This is a genomic window from Eudoraea chungangensis, from assembly GCF_029360665.1.
Classification (GTDB): domain Bacteria; phylum Bacteroidota; class Bacteroidia; order Flavobacteriales; family Flavobacteriaceae; genus Eudoraea; species Eudoraea chungangensis.
Map to the genome: position 1 here is coordinate 258,620 of NZ_JARDUB010000002.1, position 20,849 is coordinate 279,468.

Consider the following 20,849-nt stretch of genomic DNA (forward strand, 5'->3'; position numbering starts at 1 on the left):
TATGTACACCTTTTCTAACAGATTAAAAATAGGTTCCATCATTCTAATGGCAATTGGACTGCTTGGAATTGGTATTGGTTTTGTGGCTGTTCCAAGTACAGCTGCTGAAGCGAAGGCCATGGTAGCGGCACATGATGATGGTCATGGAGAATCTCATGCAGATGATGCCTCACACGGCGCAACTGCAGATCATTCAGCCTCGGAAGGACATGGTGCTTCACACGATGAACACCTGTTACATCAATTACAGAACAGACCTTGGGCTGCTTTGTATGTTGCTGCTTTCTTTTTCTTTATGATATCTCTGGGGGTATTAGCCTTTTATGGGATTCAACGAGCTGCTCAGGCCGGTTGGTCGCCTTTATTGTTTAGAGTAATGGAAGGCATCACAGCCTACTTAGTTCCTGGAGGAATAATTGTGTTCGCTATCTTATTGCTTTCTACTCTTCATATGAACCATCTTTTTACCTGGATGGACGCAGATGTTGTTGCAGAAGATGAGTTGCTTCAGAATAAGGCAGGATATTTAAATACAACCTTCTTTCTTATCAGAGCTGCTGTATTTTTAGGGGGATGGATTTTATACCGAGAGATTTCTCGTAAACTTTCCATAGCTCAAGACAAGTCTGATGACGACAGTAACTTTAAAAAGAATTTTAGATGGTCTGTTGGTTTTCTAGTCTTTTATCTTGTATCCGAATCTATTATGTCTTGGGACTGGATAATGAGTGTAGATCCGCATTGGTTTAGTACATTATTTGGATGGTATATTTTTGCAAGTATGATTGTTTCAGGGGTGACTGTTATAGCCATGGTAACGATCTATCTTAAGACGAAAGGGTATTTACCGGATGTAAATGATAGTCATATCCACGATTTGGCTAAATTTATGTTTGGGTTTAGTATTTTCTGGACTTATTTATGGTTCGCTCAGTTTATGCTTATTTGGTATGCCAATATTCCTGAAGAAGTTACTTATTTTGTAACAAGAATTGAAGATTATAACCTGCCCTTCTTTGGGATGGTTGTTATGAACTTTGTCTTTCCTTTGTTGCTTTTAATGAATAGTGACTATAAAAGAGTTAACTGGTTTGTAATAATGGCCGGGATAGTAATATTGGCAGGTCACTATTTGGATGTGTTTAATATGATAATGCCAGCTACCGTTGGCGATCAATGGTACATAGGTCTTCCGGAAATTGGAGCAGTATTGTTTTTTGCAGGGGCATTTATGTTTTGGGTGTTTAGAGCTCTAACCCATGCACCATTGCAGCCTACCAGAAATCCGTTTATTGAAGAAAGTAGGCATTTTCATTATTAATAATTTTACGTATAATATCAATTTATAATGACGACATTTTTGATCATTTTTGTTTTAGTATTAGTGGCAATTGCTATTTGGCAAATGACCAAGATATTTGAATTGTCAAAGCTTAAGACAGAGGATTCACAAGTGGCTAATGATAAGGATAATCGTTATAACGGTTATTTGCTGTTTGCATTTTTAATCTTTATTTACGGTATAACTATTTTTAGCTTTTACAAGTACACAAAGGTACTTTTACCGGAAGCTGCTTCAGAACATGGAGGAGAATATGACTACCTCATGTTGGTTTCTTTTATTATTATCTTTTTCGTTCAAACCATAACCCAAGCCCTTTTGCATTATTTTGGGTATAAATACAAAGGAGAAAAAGGGAAAAAGGCCTTGTTTTTTGCAGATAACGATAGGTTAGAGTTTATATGGACCATTATTCCAGTAATTGTACTTGCAGGTTTAATATTATGGGGACTTTATACGTGGACCAATATTATGGATATCAATGATGAGGACGATCCACTAATTGTAGAGCTGTATGCCCAGCAATTTAATTGGACCGCTCGTTATGGAGGAGCGGATAATGTTTTAGGAGGAGCCAATGTTAGAATGATAGATATTGACAAAGCTAATGTTTTAGGTCTTGATGAAGCAGATCCTTACGCTTCAGATGATATTATTGTAAAGGAACTTCATTTACCAGTTGGTAGAAAAGTTAATTTTAAAATGCGTTCTCAGGATGTATTGCATTCTGCCTACATGCCCCATTTCAGGGCGCAAATGAATTGTGTACCCGGTATGATTACTGAGTTTTCGTTTACACCAACTATTACTACTGCAGAGATGCGCTTAAACCCTGATGTAGTAGACAAGGTTAAAAGAACGAATAAGATTAGAGCTGAAAGAGCAGCAAATGGAGAAGAGAATTCAGATCCATGGGAATTCGACTATATTTTGCTATGTAATAAAATATGTGGGAAGTCACATTATAACATGCAAATGAAAATTATTGTGGAGAGTCAAGAGGATTATGACGCTTGGGTAAAAAGTCAACAGACTTTTAGCCAGACCATGGCCTCTATTCAATAAAATTGCTAAGAAAAAAGATTAATTTTTAAAAATTTAGATTATGTCTGTTACCGCACATGCCCACGCTGATGATCATGCAGAAGATCATGCACATCATCATAAAGAGACATTTGTAACAAAATATATTTTTAGTCAGGATCATAAAATGATTTCAAAGCAGTATTTAATTACTGGTCTGATCATGGGATTTATTGGGATTGCCATGTCTCTATTATTTAGGATGCAATTGGCCTGGCCAGGAGAATCCTTTGCAATTTTTGAAACATTTTTAGGGGACTGGGCTCCAGGAGGTGTAATGGATGCTGATATGTATCTGGCTCTTGTAACAATACACGGAACCATAATGGTTTTCTTTGTTCTTACCGCTGGTTTAAGTGGTACCTTCAGTAATTTATTAATACCATTACAGATTGGTGCTAGAGATATGGCGTCTGGATTTTTGAACATGCTTTCTTATTGGATGTTTTTCGTGTCTAGTGTTATTATGGTTATTTCTTTATTTGTTGAGGCAGGACCTGCAGCTGCCGGGTGGACTATCTACCCGCCTTTAAGTGCATTACCAATGGCACAACCTGGTTCTGGTATGGGTATGACACTATGGTTGGTTTCTATGGCAATTTTTATTGCCTCTTCCTTATTAGGATCACTAAATTATATCGTTACGGTTATTAATTTAAGGACAAAAGGGATGTCTATGACACGCCTGCCGTTAACCATATGGGCATTTTTTGTTACCGCCGTAATCGGGGTGATTTCTTTTCCAGTTTTGTTATCAGCAGCATTGTTGTTAATTATGGATAGAAGTTTTGGAACCTCATTTTTCTTATCGGATATATTTATTCAAGGAGAAGTTCTGCATTATCAAGGAGGATCACCGGTATTGTTCGAACACCTTTTTTGGTTTTTGGGACATCCAGAAGTATATATAGTTCTTTTACCTGCCCTTGGTATTACCTCTGAGGTAATGTCAACCAATGCTAGAAAACCTATTTTTGGTTATAGAGCTATGGTGGCATCTATTTTAGCAATTGCTTTTTTATCTACAATTGTTTGGGGACATCATATGTTTATTTCCGGAATGAATCCCTTTTTAGGTTCAGTATTTACCTTTACAACCCTATTGATTGCGATTCCTTCAGCAGTAAAAGCATTTAATTATATAACAACCCTATGGAAAGGTAACCTGCAGTTGAACCCGGCAATGCTGTTTTCTATTGGTCTGGTATCTACCTTTATAACAGGGGGGCTTACAGGAATAATATTAGGAGATAGTACGCTAGATATTAATGTTCATGACACTTATTTTGTGGTAGCACATTTTCATTTAGTAATGGGAATATCGGCCCTTTATGGTCTGTTTGCCGGAGTATATCATTGGTTCCCAAAAATGTTTAAACGTATGATGAATAAAAATCTTGGTTACGTGCATTTTTGGATAACAGCCATTTGCGCTTATGGTGTATTCTTTCCGATGCACTTTGTTGGTATGGCAGGAGTTCCAAGAAGATATTACGAGAACACGGCTTTTCCGATGTTCGATGAATTAGCCGATGTAAATGTATTGATTACTGTCTTTGCGATTGTGGCAGGTCTGGCACAGTTGGTATTTTTGTATAACTTCATTTCCAGTATTTTTTATGGAAAACCAACAGAGCAAAATCCTTGGAAGTCTAATACCTTAGAATGGACGGCTCCTATAGAACATTTTCATGGTAACTGGGAAGGAGCAATTCCGCACGTTCACAGATGGGCTTATGACTATAGTAAGGTAGATAAAGATGGAGAGTACATCATCCCCGGACAAGATTTTGTTCCACAAAACATTCCATTACAGGAAGACGAGGAAGAATTGAATCATTAGGAATACATTATTCAAAAAAAAAGGCCTGTCAATAGACAGGCCTTTTTTTTATTTTGAAAGGAAGAATAGGAATATTAATTAGCAGAGTTCATTTTAGTACGAATTATTCTTAAATTCGTTTTGATGAAGAAATTAACTGTTTTTTGTATTTTATTTTTTGCGGTCTGTGCAAATGCACAAAGGAAACCCAAAATTAAGGGGAACAAATCCGTTGTTGAAGTGATGGAGGACCTGCCCGCGTTTAACACCATTAAACTAGAAGATGATCTCAATGTCTTATTGGAAGCATCTCAAATTCCAGGCTATTCTATAGTGGCCGATGATAACTTAATTGACATTATACGATTTGATGTTACCGATAGCGTATTAGTAATCAGATCGTTTTATAAAATAACTTCCAAAAAGCAATTAGATATTACCATAAAGTATAAGGATTTAGGGCATATAATAGTAGAAGCGGGAAGTGTTGTATCTCCTAATTTTATTGAGACAGACATTTTAAATGTGAAAGTATCGGCTGAGGCGAAGGTAGAATTAAGAAGTAAACTTACCCAGATGCATTTGCAGATGGAAGACATGGGGAAAGGAGATTTTAACGTTGAAGCAGATTCAGTTAGTATAAATCTACGGGATAAGGCTAGTTTAACCTTTTATGGTCTATTAGGAGGGCTAGATGTAGATATGTACAACAATTCGCAAGCTGTTTTGGAGGGAACTTCCGACAGAACTCAGGTAGACATGTTTGGAAGTAGTGATCTTAAAGCTGAGCAAATGGAATCCGCACAAATAAATGCTAAACTGGAAGGATCTGCTAAGGCAAAATTAAATGCCTATAAAGAATTTTTACTATCCGCTAGCGGCATGTCAAAAACTTATTTATGGGGTAATCCAACTATAGATATAAAACAATTTTTGAATAGTTCTGAATTGTATAAAAAAGAAGAATAGAGAATTTCTATCCATAGAAAAAGCCCGATAAAAACTTATCGGGCTTTTTTATGTTAACTAAAACCTATACACTAACCTGGATATTTGGGCCAGCTTCCACAATCGCTTCATTTACATTCTTCTCGAACTGTTTGAAGTTATCGTTGAAGAGTTTTACAAGCTTCTGTTTTGTAAGGTCATAGTTCGCCTTGTCTTCCCAAGTATTTTTTGGAATCAATACTTCTGAAGGTACTCCTGGACAAGTTGTAGGGATTTGAAATCCAAATTCTTCATCTGTCACATAGTCTACATTATCAAATTCATGATGATGAATAGCATCGATCATGGCTCTGGTGTGTTTTAGGCTCATTCTGGTACCAACACCATGTGGCCCGCCGGTCCATCCTGTATTTACTAGCCAGGCTTTTGCCTCGTGCTTCTTAATTTTTTCAGCTAGTAATTCTGCATATTTATTTGGATGCCACATCATAAAGGCAGCTCCAAAGCAAGCACTAAAGGTAGCCTGTGGTTCAGTTACTCCCATTTCTGTTCCGGCCACTTTAGCGGTATAGCCAGATATAAAGTGATAGCTTGCTTGTTCAGGGGTCAATTTACTTACTGGAGGTAGAACTCCGAAAGCATCACAAGTCAAGAAAATTATATTTTCAGGGTGTCCGGCAACACATGGCATTTGAACATTATCTATAAACTGAATAGGATAGGAAGCCCGAGTATTTTGGGTTATACTTGTGTCTGTATAATCTACTTCTCTTGTAAATTTATCATAAACCACGTTCTCCAATACGGTTCCAAACTTAATTGCTCTATAAATATCCGGTTCTTTTTCTTCCGACAAATTAATTGCTTTGGCATAACACCCGCCTTCTATATTAAAAGTACCGTCATCCGTCCAGCAATGTTCATCATCTCCTATTAATTTTCTTTTTGGATCTGCACTTAAGGTAGTTTTCCCTGTCCCTGATAATCCAAATAGAATGGTTACATCATCTTTCTCCCCTACATTTGCAGAACAGTGCATAGGTAGAACACCTTCCAGAGGCATTAAGTAATTCATAATAGAGAACACTCCCTTTTTCATTTCACCTGCATATTGCGTACCTAGTATTACAATTTCTTTTCTCTCTAAGTTTACGTCAACGCTAGTCTTGGAGGTCATTTCCGAAGTGTATCGGTTGGCGGGAAATCCGCCACCATTAAATACTACATAATCGGGTTCTCCAAAATTAGCTAATTCATCGGCCGTTGGCATAATGAGCATATTCTGCATAAAAAGAGCATGGTAGGCCCGGGTGCAGACAATTCTTATTTTAAGTCGATACTTTGGATCCCATCCTGCAAAAGCATCCACGACAAATAAATGAGGACAAGTATTTAAATAATCAATAGCTCTTTCATGGTTTACCATAAAAGTGTGCTCGTCTAATCCAATATTAATATCACCCCAGTTTATATTATTTTCTGAATCGGGATGTCTTACCACTCTTTTGTCTTTAGGACTTCTTCCTGTTTTTTCACCTGAATAGGTCATCAATGCCCCTACATTGGAAATGGCTGTTCCTTTTTCTAAACGTAATCCCAATTCATAAAGAACGGGTACACTACTATTTCTAAATACTTCTTCGGTTTCAATCCCGTATTTCTGTAAATTAAATTTTGTTGTCATTGCTTTTGAATTTTGCAGTTTTGAATTTATCTTAAATATTGAATCTGTTATGAATTATAATTTCTATACAAAGTAGGCCATTATTTTCCGTAAAAAAGATGACAAATATCATAATGGGCAAGTACAGTCTTCCAATGTCTAATGAGAGAATATTTTTAGAAACCAACCCTATGGTTTTTTAGTATCTTTGAGAATATGAATGAAAATCTTGACCCTACAAATGCCGGATATTCTGAGGAAGACTTAGACATAGAACGGGCTCTTAGACCAGTTTCCTTTGAAGACTTCACTGGTCAAGAGCAAGTCTTAGAAAATCTAAAAATATTTGTTCAGGCTGCCAATTTAAGAAATGAATCCTTGGATCATACCCTTTTTCATGGACCCCCTGGACTAGGTAAGACCACCTTAGCGCATATCTTGGCAAATGAACTTGGAGTTGGTATTAAGATTACCTCTGGTCCTGTGTTGGATAAGCCTGGGGATTTGGCAGGATTACTAACCAATTTAGAAGAGCGCGACGTATTATTCATAGACGAGATACACAGGTTAAGTCCAATTGTGGAGGAGTACCTCTATTCTGCTATGGAAGATTATAAAATTGATATTATGATCGAGACTGGGCCTAATGCTCGTTCAGTTCAAATTAACCTAAATCCCTTTACTTTAATAGGTGCTACCACAAGATCTGGTTTGCTAACAGCTCCGATGCGGGCGCGGTTCGGGATTACTAGTAGGCTGGAGTATTATAGAACAGAGCTTTTGTCCACAATTGTTCTGCGTAGTGCAGAAATATTAAAGGTTCCAATAGATCAAGAGGCGGCTATTGAAATAGCTGGCCGTAGTAGAGGCACCCCGCGAATTAGTAATGCTCTTCTAAGAAGGGTTCGAGATTTCGCTCAAATTAAGGGGAACGGAGTTATAGATATTGGAATCTCTCGATATGGTCTGGAGGCATTAAACGTAGATACATATGGGCTAGACGAGATGGACAATAAAATTCTAACTACTCTTATAGATAAGTTTAAAGGAGGCCCTGTTGGAATAACCACTCTGGCCACTGCAGTTTCAGAAAGTGCGGAAACCATCGAGGAAGTATATGAGCCTTTTTTAATTCAACAAGGATTTGTTATGCGTACACCAAGAGGCCGGGAGGCTACGGAATTGGCCTATACGCATTTGGGAAAAATAAAGGGAAATATGCAAGGAGGATTGTTTTAAATGAGGTATTTAATTAAACACCCAATTGGATAATCTATGATTATTAAAGTCTTAAATATTTATATCACAACATATCTGCCAATACCTTGATTAGTCCGTTGAGGTATTCAGGTATAAATAGTTGGTTATTTCCTTGGATAAAATCAAACATTCTAAATTAATTAAAGCCGAGGCAAAACGCCTGGGATTTCTCTCCTGTGGTATTTCCAAAGCTTCATTTTTAGAAGAAGAAGCGCCAAGACTTGAAAAATGGCTAAATAATAATATGCATGGGGAGATGGGATACATGGAAAATCATTTTGATAAACGCCTTGATCCACGGTTGTTAGTGGATGGAGCCAAATCTGTTGTATCGTTTATATTAAATTATTATCCTGAGAACATTCAAGAGGAGGATACATATAAAATTTCGAAATATGCTTATGGACAGGATTATCATCATGTTATTAAATCTAAACTTAAGGAACTTATGAATTTCATCTCAGATGAAATTGGTGAAGTAAATGGCCGGGCCTTTGTAGATTCTGCCCCAGTATTAGACAAAGCCTGGGCTGCCAAAAGCGGCTTGGGTTGGATTGGTAAGCATTCCAATTTACTCACTCAGCAAGTGGGTTCATTTTATTTTATAGCAGAGTTAATAGTAGACCTTGATTTAGAACATGATACTCCGGTCACAAATCATTGCGGTACCTGTACCGCCTGCATCGACGCTTGTCCTACGCAGGCTATTACAGAGCCTTATGTAGTAGATGGTAGTAAATGTATTTCTTATTTCACGATTGAGCTAAAAAATGAAATTCCAAATTCGGTTAAAGGACAATTTAACGACTGGATATTTGGCTGTGATATTTGTCAGGATGTTTGTCCTTGGAACAGATTTTCTAAAAAACATCAGGAACCTCTTTTTAATCCTAATCCGCTATTGATGGATATGAAAAAATCTGATTGGGACGAAATCACCGAGGATGTTTTTCAGAAAATATTCTCAAAGTCTGCAGTTAAAAGGACAAAGTATAAGGGCTTAAAAAGAAACATTAAGTTTCTAAAATAAGCCAAAAAAGAATAGCCATTATTAAAGTGAATTACCTCTTTTTTACTAAGAATTTATTGTAAACAAGGATAAAGAACTATATTGAAGCAGTTTTACCAACTAATATTAAAAAGACAAAATTTAATTTTTTAACGCAACGTACAATATGAAAACTGTAAAACCTAAGTTAAGTTTTTGGCAGATATTTAATATGAACGTTGGTTTTCTTGGCATTCAATTCAGTTTTGGTTTACAACAGAGTGCAATTAATCCGATTTTTCTTTTCCTGGGAGCACCAGAAGACATGCTCCCTATTTTAAACATTGCCGGACCGGTAACAGGTTTGGTTATTCAGCCGATTATAGGAGCTATTTCTGATAAAACTTGGTCGCCTCGTTGGGGCCGAAGAAAACCCTTTTTTCTTATTGGAGCCATTATAGGGAGTATGTGTTTATTTGCGTTTCCTTTAAGTCCGGCATTATGGTTTGCCGTTGGTTTACTTTGGATTTTGGATGTGGGGAATAATATGGCGATGGAGCCCTACCGGGCGTTTGTTGGGGATAAGTTACCTAATAAGCAACTGAGCTTAGGTTACCAAATGCAGAGTCTTTTTGTAGGTGCTGGGATTGTATTGGCCAATGCTTCTATCTTTCTTTTTCAGGATTGGTTTGGTGGAGCCGCAGGTGAAGAAGTAGCCGGTTCTATTCCAAAATGGTTGTATTATTCCTTCTTTATAGGTTCTGTATTATCCGTAGCTACCATTTTGTGGTCTGTACTTAAAACTCCAGAAATACCGCCTAGTGATGAAGAACTGGCTGAAATCAATGCACATAAAAAGTTACCGTTTGTCGCTCGGTTTAAAATGCCATTTGTGGAAATTTCAAATGCTGTTAAAGAAATGCCCAAATTTATGTGGAAACTATCGGCTGTTTACCTTTTTCAATGGTATGCACTATTTGTGTACTGGCAGTTTATTACGCCATTGTTTGTGAAGACTATGGGCTATGATCTCTCAGAGGCAGCGGCTCAATCGGCAAAAATGAGTACCACTTACAACCTTGTAACAATTGTGGTTGCCTTGGCATTGGTGCCTTTGACATTAAAATATGGCGGGAAGAAGGTTTATGCCGCAAGTCTGTTGGCTACCGGACTTGCCTTAATTAGTATACCTTATATTTCTGATCCAATTTACGTACTTTTTCCCATGGTGTTTTTTGGGATTGGCTGGGCCGCAATGATGGGGATTCCGTATACCATGGTTTCAAAAATTGTACCCCAAGATAGACGGGGTGTGTACATGGGCATATTGAATATGATGATCGTGATTCCTATGGGAATTGAAACACTGACTTTCGGATCAATATTTAAGAGCTTTTTGGGCGGCAATGCCGTTAATGCAATGCTTTTTGCTGGCATTTTCTTTATTATAGCCTCCTTATTAGCCATGCGATTAAATATGCCATCCGATAAAGCTTAGAAACCGGCATGGAGAAGATATAGTATTAGATATTTGCAACCTTAAATTTCTTAGAATTATACTTTACTGTACATATTGTAAATAGTCTCATAGATAAACGGTAATTAGATCTCTTTTTTATAAGGTTTCCCTTAAATTTGTTTTTCAAATTGATGGTATGTCCGAAGAGAAAAAAAGACGAGAAGCTTTAATTTATCATGCAAAACCACAGCCAGGAAAGATTAAGGTTGTTCCAACAAAACCCTATGCCACACAAAGAGATTTAGCGTTGGCTTACTCTCCTGGAGTCGCAGAACCTTGTTTGGAAATAGAAAAAGATCCTGAAAAGGTATATAAATATACTGCCAAAGGAAATATTGTAGCGATAATATCCAATGGAACTGCTGTATTGGGCCTGGGGGATATTGGACCGGAAGCTTCAAAGCCAGTAATGGAGGGAAAGAGTTTACTATTTAAAATTTTTGCTGATATTGATGGGATAGATATAGAGCTGGATACAAAAGATGTGGATAAATTTATTGAAACGGTAAAAATTATTTCTCCCACTTTTGGGGGAATTAATTTGGAAGATATAAAGGCTCCAGAGGCTTTTGAAATAGAAAGAAGGCTTAAAGAAGAGTTAGATATTCCGGTAATGCACGATGATCAGCATGGAACGGCGATTATTTCTGCTGCCGCTTTGTTAAACGCCTTGGAAATTGCCGATAAGAAGATAGATGAGGTACAAATTGTAGTTAGTGGAGCAGGAGCAGCGGCCATTTCTTGTACTCGATTATACAAAGCATTCGGAGCCCTTGCAGAGAATATTGTAATGTTAGATAGCAAAGGGGTAATCAGGGCCGATGCGGAAAATTTAAGTCCTGAGAAGAGTGAGTTTGCCAGCCAAAGAAAAATAGACACCTTGGAAGAGGCCCTAAGAGGGGCAGATGTTTTTATTGGTTTATCTATTGCTAATATTCTAAGTCCAGAAATGCTTAAATCTATGGCAAAAGATCCCATTGTTTTTGCTATGGCAAATCCTAATCCTGAGATCGACTACGAGTTGGCCTGCGATACACGGCATGATATTATAATGGCTACAGGAAGATCTGATCATCCTAACCAAGTTAATAATGTTTTAGGATTTCCCTTTATTTTTCGAGGGGCTCTAGATGTTAGGGCAACGAAGATTAACGAGGAAATGAAGATGGCAGCTGTAAAAGCACTATCTAATTTAACAAAGCAACCAGTGCCGGAACAGGTTAATATAGCATATGGGGAAACCAGATTAACCTTTGGGAGAGATTATATTATTCCAAAACCTTTTGATCCGCGTTTAATAGCCGAGATACCACCAGCAGTAGCAAAGGCAGCTATGGAAAGTGGTGTTGCCAAAGCACCAATTGAGGATTGGAATAGGTATAGAGAAGAATTACTCAAAAGATCCGGTGATGACAATAAAGTGATGCGATTATTAATGAATAGGGCAAAAAGCAATCCGAAAAGAATTGTTTTTGCTGAAGCAAATCACCTGGATGTGCTAAAAGCTGCACAGATTGCTTATGAAGAAGGAATTGCCATTCCGATTTTACTTGGAAATAGGGAGATTATTGATAGTCTGAAAAAGGAGTTAGAATTTGATGCTGAGGTCATGATCATAGATCCCAAATCTGAGGAATCGGAAGAGAAGAGGCTAGAATATGCCAATAAGTTTTTTGAAGTCAGAAAGCGAAGTGGAATAACCATGTACGGTGCGGCTACAAAGATGAGAGAAAGGAATTATTACGGCGCAATGATGGTTTTACAAGGAGATGCGGATGGGATGATTTCTGGACATTCCAGGGCCTATGCAAACGTAGTTCGACCAATATTTGAGGTTATCGGGCGGGCCAATAATGTGTCTAAAGCGGCCACCGCTCATATTATGATTACAGAGAGAGGACCATTGATACTTGCCGATACTTCTATTAACATTGATCCGAATGCAGAAGAACTAGCAGAAATTTCGAGTATGACAGCCAACTTAGGAATGGCATTTGGTTTCGATCCTGTCATGGCACTTTTGTCTTATTCAAATTTTGGATCATCTGCTCATCCACATGCAACAAAGGTTAGAGATGCAATAAAGATGCTCCATTCTTCACACCCTGAATTAGTAGTAGACGGAGAAATTCAAACGGATTTTGCCCTTAATAAAAGCTTAAGACAAACACAATTTCCATTTTCAAATCTTGCAGGAAAAAAAGTTAATACCTTAATTTTTCCTAACCTTGAAGCTGCAAATATCACCTATAAATTATTAAAAGAGTTGCATGCAGCGGAGTCTATAGGTCCTATCATGTTGGGTTTGCGAAAAGCGGTACACGTATTGCAGCTGGGAGCCAGTGTAGAGGAAATGGTAAATATGACAGCAGTAGCAGTAATTGACGCTCAGGAACGAGAAAAAAGAAAAAAAGTTAAAATGGGTCAATAGTTGGGTCTATTCCAAAATACATTTTTTAATTAAATGATTACGTATATAAAGGGCAAGCTAGTAGAAAAATCACCAACATTTTTGGTGGTAGAAAGTGGCGGCATTGGGTACTTTATAAATATTTCCCTGAATACTTTTGATCAGATAAAAGACAAGGAGAATATTCTTGTCTATACACACCTGCAGATTAAAGAAGATTCACATACCCTTTATGGTTTTGCCCAAAAATCTGAAAGAGAAATTTTTAGGCTACTTATCTCGGTTTCTGGCATTGGCTCAAATATCGCCCGTACCATGTTATCGTCTCTGTCTCCAGTTCAAATTAGAGATGCAATAGCTTCTGCTGATGTAGCTATTATACAAGGGGTCAAAGGGATAGGTGCAAAAACAGCGCAACGCGTTATTTTAGACCTAAAAGACAAAGTTTTAAAAATATATAATATTGACGAAGTTTCGCCAAATTCAAACAATACAAATAAAGAAGAAGCGTTATCTGCTTTAGAGGTTCTTGGGTTTACCAAAAGACAGTCTGAAAAGGTTGTGGATAGGGTCTTAAAACAGGACACTTCTCTTAGCGTAGAGGACATTATAAAACAGACGCTGAAAAATTTGTAAAAAGTTTGAAAAACGGGGCAAAATCAATTCTTAAATCTTCTAGGTTTAAGATTTTTTTACTTACCATTATTTTTCTTGGAGTTTGTACTTCCTCTAATGCTCAGGAAGACAATGAGCAGGAGGTAGATTCTGTGCAGACTGGTTTTGCATTAGGTAAGTTAGTTCTCGAAAACCCAGACAGTATTGTCTCCAAATATACGTATGACCCTGACTTAGATCGATATATTTATTCCGAGACCGTGGGAGAGTTTGATATCAGCTACCCCATAATTCTCACACCAGAACAATTTTTTGAATTAGTTCAAAAGGAAAATACAAAGGCCTACTTCAAAGAAAAAATAGACGCCTTTAGTGGGAAAAAAGAAGGATCAGAAGAAGCACGAAAGAATCTGCTTCCCAACTTTTACGTAAATAGCGGATTTTTTGAAACTATTTTTGGAGGAAATACTATTGAAGTAATTCCACAAGGATCTGTGGCTATGGATTTGGGAATTATTTGGCAGAAGAACGACAATCCTGCACTCTCTCCCAGAAATAGAACCAACCTGTCTTTTGATTTTGATCAGCGAATAAGTCTTAGTATGTTGGGTAAAGTTGGTGAACGATTACAAGTTACCGCTAACTATGATACCGAGGCTACCTTCGATTTTCAAAATTTAATAAAATTAGACTACACCCCAACGGAAGATGATATTATTCAGAAGATAGAAGTGGGTAATGTTAGTATGCCCCTGAATAGTTCCTTAATTACCGGAGCGCAAAGTCTTTTTGGGGTAAAGACGCAATTACAATTTGGCAGAACAACAGTCACCGCAGTATTTTCAGAGCAGCGATCTCAAAACACTTCTGTTGTAGCCCAGGGCGGAGGAACCATTAATGATTTTGAATTTACGGCCCTCGACTATGACGAGGACAAACACTTTTTTCTTTCACAATTTTTCAGAGATTCTTATGACGAAGCTTTAGAGAACTATCCATATAAAAAGTCCCAGGTACAGATAACACGTTTAGAAGTGTGGGTAACGAATAGAACCCAACAAACCCTTAATGTTAGAAATATTGTGGCCTTACAGGATTTGGGAGAGGCCCTTAAAGATAAAACCAGAATCGGAATAGCTAATGGAGAACCCCCTGGGTTTTTTAATACCTCTGCATCGAATCAGGAACTTCCACGAAACGGAGCAAACGACTATGACCCTAATTTAATTGATAATGGCGGGGTATTGAACAGTGCTATTCGTGATATAGCCACGGTAGAAAATGGCTTTGACATAAACACCGGGTATCAGGTAAACCAAGGGTTTGACTATGCCATACTGGAGAATGCAAGAAAACTCGATATAGGCAGAGACTACCAATTCGATTCTCAGTTGGGATATATTTCCTTAAACCAGCGATTAAGTAATGATGAGGTGTTAGCTGTTGCTTATCAGTATACTTTTAATGGGGAAGTTTTTCAAGTAGGAGAATTTGCAAATGGGAGTATTGACGCTACAACCGTTACACCAGGAGTAGATCCTATTGTAAGCAATAATACTCTGGTACTAAAACTTCTAAAAAGTAATATTACCAATGTAGAAGATCCTATTTGGGATTTAATGATGAAGAACATTTATTCTACTGGTGCTTTTCAATTGAGTCAGGAAGACTTTAAGTTAAACATTCTTTATTCGGATCCTACACCTAGAAACTACATAACGCCTGTTACCGAAGGCCCAGGGAGTGGCTGGCCAGATGGATTACAAGACAGAATTCTTTTAGACGTCTTTAATTTGGATAGATTAAATGTTTATAATGATGTGCAACCAGGGGGAGATGGTTTTTTTGATTTTGTCCCGGGCATTACGGTGAGTACACAAAATGGCCTCATTATTTTTACAAAAGTGGAACCTTTTGGAGAATTTTTATTTGAAACTCTTGGAGGAGGTATTTACGATGTTGAAGATGATCAGGGATATAACGAAAACCAGCAGCGATATGTTTTTAGGAACATGTATGCCTTAACCAAGGCCGCTTCTTTGCAGGATGCCGAAAAAAACAGATTTAGATTAAAAGGAAGATATAAGTCTGAAGGAGCAAGTGGAATTCCTATCGGAGCTTTTAATGTTCCAAGAGGTTCTGTTAGAGTTACTGCAGGTGGAAGACAACTTCAGGAAGGAATAGACTATACGGTAAACTATCAGGCTGGTACCGTGCAAATTTTAGATCCAAGTTTGGAAGCCTCCAATGTGCCAATCAATATTTCCGTTGAAAACAACGCTATTTTTGGGCAACAGACTAGAAGGTTCACCGGATTTAATATTGAACATAAGTTTAACGAGAAGTTTATATTAGGAGGTACCTTCCAGAACCTGAATGAACGTCCGCTCACGCAAAAGTCTAATTATGGGGTAGAACCTGTAAACAACAGCATATATGGTCTAAATGGTAACTTTTCTACTGAAGTTCCTTTTTTAACCCGATTGGTTAACAAATTACCAAACGTTGATACGGATGTGGCCTCCAATGTTTCTGTAAGAGGAGAGGTGGCCTATTTAAATCCTAATTCACCGAAGAATGCAGATTTTCAAGGTGAAACCACTACTTATCTGGATGATTTTGAGGGCGCACAGGCTCTTATTGATATTCGCTCATCCTTGGGATGGACCTTGGCAAGTACGCCTCAGGAATTTAGGGTGGATGGAGAACCTGATTTTGAAACTGGATTTGAAAGAGCAAAACTGGCATGGTATACTATAGACCCTATCTTTTACACGAATCAAAGACCCTCTGAGATAAACGACAATGACGTTTCAACCAATGAAACAAGGAGAGTGTTTATTGATGAGGTATTCCCTCAGGTGGATATTGCCCAGGGACAGACTACAGTACAAAATACATTAGATATGGCCTATTATCCAGATGAAAAAGGGCCTTACAATGCTAATGCGTCATACGAAACATTACCTCCGGATCAAAAATGGGCAGGTATGATAAGATCTTTAAGTAGTACTAACTTTGAGCAATCTAATGTAGAGTTTGTACAATTTTGGGTAATGGATCCATATGTAGATGGGATTGGAGATGGCCCCGGGGAATTAGTCCTGAATTTGGGTAATATTTCTGAAGATATTTTAAAAGATGGGCGAAAGCAATACGAAAATGGTTTACCGGGAATAGGCTCTAACGATCTAACCACACCAACTCCCTGGGGGGTTGTGCCATCTACTCAGTCTCTTGTTTACGCATTTGATGCTAGTGAGGAGAATAGAAGTTTACAGGATTTAGGTTTTGATGGCTTAGATGATACTTTAGAAGCCAGTCAGGGATATAATGGTCCGGATAGTGACCCGGCATTAGACAACTACCAGTATTACCTTAATAGAAGTGGGAGTATCTTAGAACGATATTTAGACTTTAATAATACGCAAGGAAATTCTCCGGTAGCCGTCTCAAATACCAATCGAGGCTCTACGACTTTACCAGATGTGGAAGATGTAAATAGAGACTTAACGATGAATACGATCGACAGCTACTTTGAGTATCGTATTCCGATTAGGCCAAATATCACTATAAACGATCCCTATGTTACAGATATTACGGAAGGTATTACACCAGAATTGCCAAATGGAACACAACTTAATCGTCGGTGGATTCAATACAAAATTCCACTTAGTGATTTTACAGATGCTATAGGGGGTATTGTGGATTTTCGATCGGTGAGTTTTATGAGAATGTACCTTACAGGCTTCAGCAATCCGGTAGTTTTGCGTTTCGCCACCCTAGATTTAGTTAGAATAGATTGGAGAAACTATACCAAGTCGTTATCATCGGATAATGACGACCCTTCAGATGATGCTACCATTGTTGATGTGAATACGGTTAATATTGAAGAAAACAATTCAAGAGTGCCTATTCCTTATGTATTGCCTCCAGGGGTGCAAAGAGAACAATTAAATAATAACAATACTATTATTCGTCAAAACGAGCAGTCTCTTTCCTTTAAGGTAGAGAACCTTGAGCCTCGAGATTCAAGAGGAGTTTTCAAAAATGTCAATATAGATGTGCGGCAGTACAAAAGGCTTAAGATGTTTCTACATGCAGAAAAGATTGTAGACTCAGATTATTTAGATGATGATGTACCGCTCGTGGCATTTTTGAGAATAGGTACGGATTTTTCGGAAAACTATTATCAAATCGAAGTGCCTCTAAAATTCACCTCTTTTGGTTCTACGAGTCCGGAAGATATCTGGCCGGCAATTAATGAGTTAGATATAGCACTTAGTGATCTTAATAAAGTAAAATCGCAGGGAATAGCTGATCAGACCTTAGGCGAAGTAAGTTATTATGAAATTATTGATGGAGAAGCTGTCTCTGTAGAAGAATTTGCCCCAAGAACTCTTGGTCAGCTGCGAATTGGAATTCGAGGAAATCCATCATTAGGATCTTTAAGAAGTGCTATGTTGGGGATTAAGAATATTGATGATTTACCAGCAAGAGGAGAAGTTTGGTATAATGAACTGCGTTTGGCAGGCTTGGACAATAATGGTGGCTGGGCTGCTATTGCTGCCGTTGACGCTAATTTGGCCGATTTCGCAAATGTAACTGCAACAGGAAATAAGAGCACTCCAGGATTTGGTTCAGTAGATCAAAGACCCAATGAGAGATCACGTGAAGATGCTATTGCATACGACGTTGTAACTAATGTAGAAGTAGGACAACTACTGCCTAAAAAATGGAATGTCCAGATACCCTTTAACTATGGAATAGGTGAACAATTAATTACCCCAGAATTTGATCCGGTATACGACGATTTAAAATTGCAAGACAGAATTGATGCGGCTCCAAATGAGGCGGAGGCTGACGTTATTAAGGAACAGGCCGAAGATTATACAAAACGGACAAGTATAAACCTAATAGGGGTAAGAAAAAATAGGGGTCCGGAAGCAGAGGCTAATTTTTATGATATAGAAAATTTCACCTTTAACTATTCTTATAATCAAACAGACCATAGAGACTTTGAAGTGGCCAGTCTAAAAGATCAGAATGTAAGAACAGGATTTGTTTACAACCACAATTTTAAACCGGCAGTAGTTGAACCATTTCAAAAAAACGATTCTTTATTTACAGGTTCGTATCTCCAATGGCTCAAAGACATGAACTTTAATGTATTGCCTGCAAGCTTTTCAGTTCAATCCGATTTTGATCGACAATTTAATCAACAGCGTTTCAGAGATGTATTAGAGCCAGGCGTGGAAACCTTGGATTTGCCATTATTACAGCAGAGGAATTATCTTTTCAATTGGCAATATGCACTAAACTACAGTTTGTCAAAATCCTTAAGGCTAAATATTACTACCTCTAATAATAACATTGTTAGAAATTATTTCACCGACCCGGACGATCCAACTTCTGAAATTAATCAGAACCTTAAAATTTGGGACGGTTTCTTTGATATTGGCGAGCCTAACCGTCATTCCCAACAATTTCAGCTAAATTACGATATACCGTTAAATAAAATACCTATTCTAGACTTTATGAATGTGCAATATACCTATACCAGTAATTTCGACTGGCAAAGAGGGGGAGATGCCATTAATGAAGTGGTACAGGAAGCCTTAGGAGACCCGGATGCCGTGGTGAATACGGTTCAGAACGCCAATACCCATTCGGTCACAGCAGCACTTACAATGCAGCGACTATACGACCAAATTGGATTAAAAAAGAGGGACGCTAAAACAGTTCAGGCAAGTAATGCCAATAGAAGAGATAAGGCAGGTAATCCTGTAGAAGGTGCTGAAAAACCAAAAAAGAAAACCAGTGCGGCTTTTAATACGGTTATTGATATAGTTACCATGGTAAAGAGAATAAATGTCAACTACAGCGAGAACAACGGAACAGTATTACCAGGATATACGCAATCAATTGGTTTTATTGGAACAACCAGACCAAGTTTGGGCTTTGTATTTGGTAGTCAGGCGGATGTGCGTTATGAAGCTGCTAGAAATGGATGGCTTACACCTTTTAATGAGTTTAATGAACAATTTATAAAGCGGCAGAACAAACAGCTGAATATTACAGCAACTGCACAACCTGTTCGAGATTTAACCATTGACTTCTTGGCTGACCGACAATTTTCGAGCAGTTTGCAAGAGAATTACGAAATAAACGGCGGAATTTATATCCCACAAACGCCTAATACTTTTGGAAATTTCAGTATTTCTACAATGATGCTGGGAACCGCATTTAGCAGAAGTGATGAATTTGACTCTGAGACCTTTGATACTTTCAAGGACAATCGAATAGTTATTGCAAACCGACTGGTTAATGATAGATCCAGTCCCGATGAAGGGGTAGATGAAGATGGTTTTCCCCTGAGGTATGGGAAAACAAGTCAGGATGTATTGCTGCCTTCGTTTTTTGCGGCTTATACCGGTCAAGATGTCAACAGAGTTAATCTAGATGCTTTTAGAGATATCCCAATCCCAAACTGGAATATAAAGTATACTGGTCTTATGAGGATAGGCTGGTTTAAAGAGAACTTTAAGAGGTTTTCCCTTAGTCATGGTTACAGATCAGCCTATAGTATAAATACGTTTCAAACAAATCTTGAAAAGCAACAACTAATAAATGAAGGACTTCCTCCAATTAATAACGAGACACAGGACTTCTTACCGGATGACATTATAAATAATATCGTGCTAACAGATCAGTTTAATCCGTTGGTCCGCGTAGATTTTGAGATGAAGAGTTCTCTTAGTGTTTTAGCGGAAGTTAGAAGAGACAGGGCTTTGTCTATGAGTTTCGACAATAATCTACTTACAGAAATAAATGGTCAGGACTATACCGTTGGTCTTGGATACCGTTTTAAGGATGTGAAATTTGTAACGAATATTGGCGGGGAAAAGCAGCGGTTAAAAGGAGATTTAAATCTTAAGGCAGATGTTACCTTAAGAGATAATATAACTATAATAAGAAATCTTGATATCGATAATAATCAGGTCACCTCAGGGCAGAATTTATTATCTACCAAATTCACAGCAGACTATGCACTTAACAAAAACCTAAATGCCCTGTTCTTTTTTGACTACTCTTTTTCCCAATTTGCTGTTTCCACTGCCTTTCCTCAAACTAGCATAAATACCGGTTTTACAATTAGATATAATTTTGGAAATTAGAAACATTTTAATTGCCTAATT

At 37.8% G+C, this 20,849-nt stretch carries 11 protein-coding genes; 10 read left to right on the forward strand and 1 reads right to left on the reverse strand.

The features are described 5' to 3' along the window. Position 1 precedes the first annotated feature (1 nt). The 4 genes from PXG98_RS05785 (at position 2) to PXG98_RS05800 (ending at position 5,216) form a co-directional block, all read left to right on the forward strand. On the forward strand, positions 2-1,321 hold the full coding sequence (locus PXG98_RS05785; RefSeq protein WP_276389511.1) for a quinol:cytochrome C oxidoreductase: 1,320 nt from the start codon (positions 2-4) through the stop codon (positions 1,319-1,321). Positions 1,322-1,348: 27 nt separating this feature from the next. After that, entirely contained in the window at positions 1,349-2,407 is a 1,059-nt protein-coding gene (locus PXG98_RS05790; protein ID WP_276389512.1) for a cytochrome c oxidase subunit II, read from the forward strand. 40 nt (positions 2,408-2,447) lie between these two features. Further along, positions 2,448-4,268, forward strand: a complete 1,821-nt coding sequence (locus PXG98_RS05795; RefSeq protein ID WP_276389513.1) for a cytochrome c oxidase subunit I — start codon at positions 2,448-2,450, stop codon at positions 4,266-4,268. A gap of 123 nt (positions 4,269-4,391) precedes the next feature. Continuing rightward, on the forward strand, positions 4,392-5,216 hold the full coding sequence (locus tag PXG98_RS05800; protein WP_276389515.1) for a GIN domain-containing protein: 825 nt from the start codon (positions 4,392-4,394) through the stop codon (positions 5,214-5,216). 64 nt (positions 5,217-5,280) lie between these two features. Here PXG98_RS05800 and pckA read toward each other — a convergent pair whose 3' ends face one another. Then, positions 5,281-6,879 carry a phosphoenolpyruvate carboxykinase (ATP) gene (pckA, locus tag PXG98_RS05805; protein WP_276389518.1) on the reverse strand — a complete coding sequence of 533 codons (1,599 nt, stop codon included), beginning with the start codon at positions 6,877-6,879 and terminating at the stop codon, positions 5,281-5,283. 195 nt (positions 6,880-7,074) lie between these two features. Here pckA and ruvB point away from each other — a divergent pair, with 195 nt between their 5' ends. The 6 genes from ruvB (at position 7,075) to sov (ending at position 20,828) form a co-directional block, all read left to right on the forward strand. Then, positions 7,075-8,097, forward strand: a complete 1,023-nt coding sequence (gene ruvB / locus PXG98_RS05810) for a Holliday junction branch migration DNA helicase RuvB (RefSeq protein WP_276389519.1) — start codon at positions 7,075-7,077, stop codon at positions 8,095-8,097. 133 nt (positions 8,098-8,230) lie between these two features. Beyond that, entirely contained in the window at positions 8,231-9,148 is a 918-nt protein-coding gene (queG, locus tag PXG98_RS05815; protein WP_277612694.1) for a tRNA epoxyqueuosine(34) reductase QueG, read from the forward strand. Between the two features lie 145 nt (positions 9,149-9,293). Then, entirely contained in the window at positions 9,294-10,604 is a 1,311-nt protein-coding gene (locus tag PXG98_RS05820; RefSeq protein WP_276389520.1) for an MFS transporter, read from the forward strand. Between the two features lie 157 nt (positions 10,605-10,761). Beyond that, positions 10,762-13,056, forward strand: coding sequence for an NADP-dependent malic enzyme (locus tag PXG98_RS05825; protein WP_276389521.1), 2,295 nt, complete (start codon positions 10,762-10,764; stop codon positions 13,054-13,056). A gap of 33 nt (positions 13,057-13,089) precedes the next feature. Beyond that, positions 13,090-13,671 carry a Holliday junction branch migration protein RuvA gene (gene ruvA, locus PXG98_RS05830; protein ID WP_276389523.1) on the forward strand — a complete coding sequence of 194 codons (582 nt, stop codon included), beginning with the start codon at positions 13,090-13,092 and terminating at the stop codon, positions 13,669-13,671. A 5-nt stretch (positions 13,672-13,676) separates the two neighbouring features. After that, a complete protein-coding gene (gene sov, locus PXG98_RS05835; protein WP_276389525.1) occupies positions 13,677-20,828 on the forward strand; it encodes a T9SS outer membrane translocon Sov/SprA in 7,152 nt (2,383 codons plus the stop codon). Positions 20,829-20,849 lie beyond the last annotated feature (21 nt).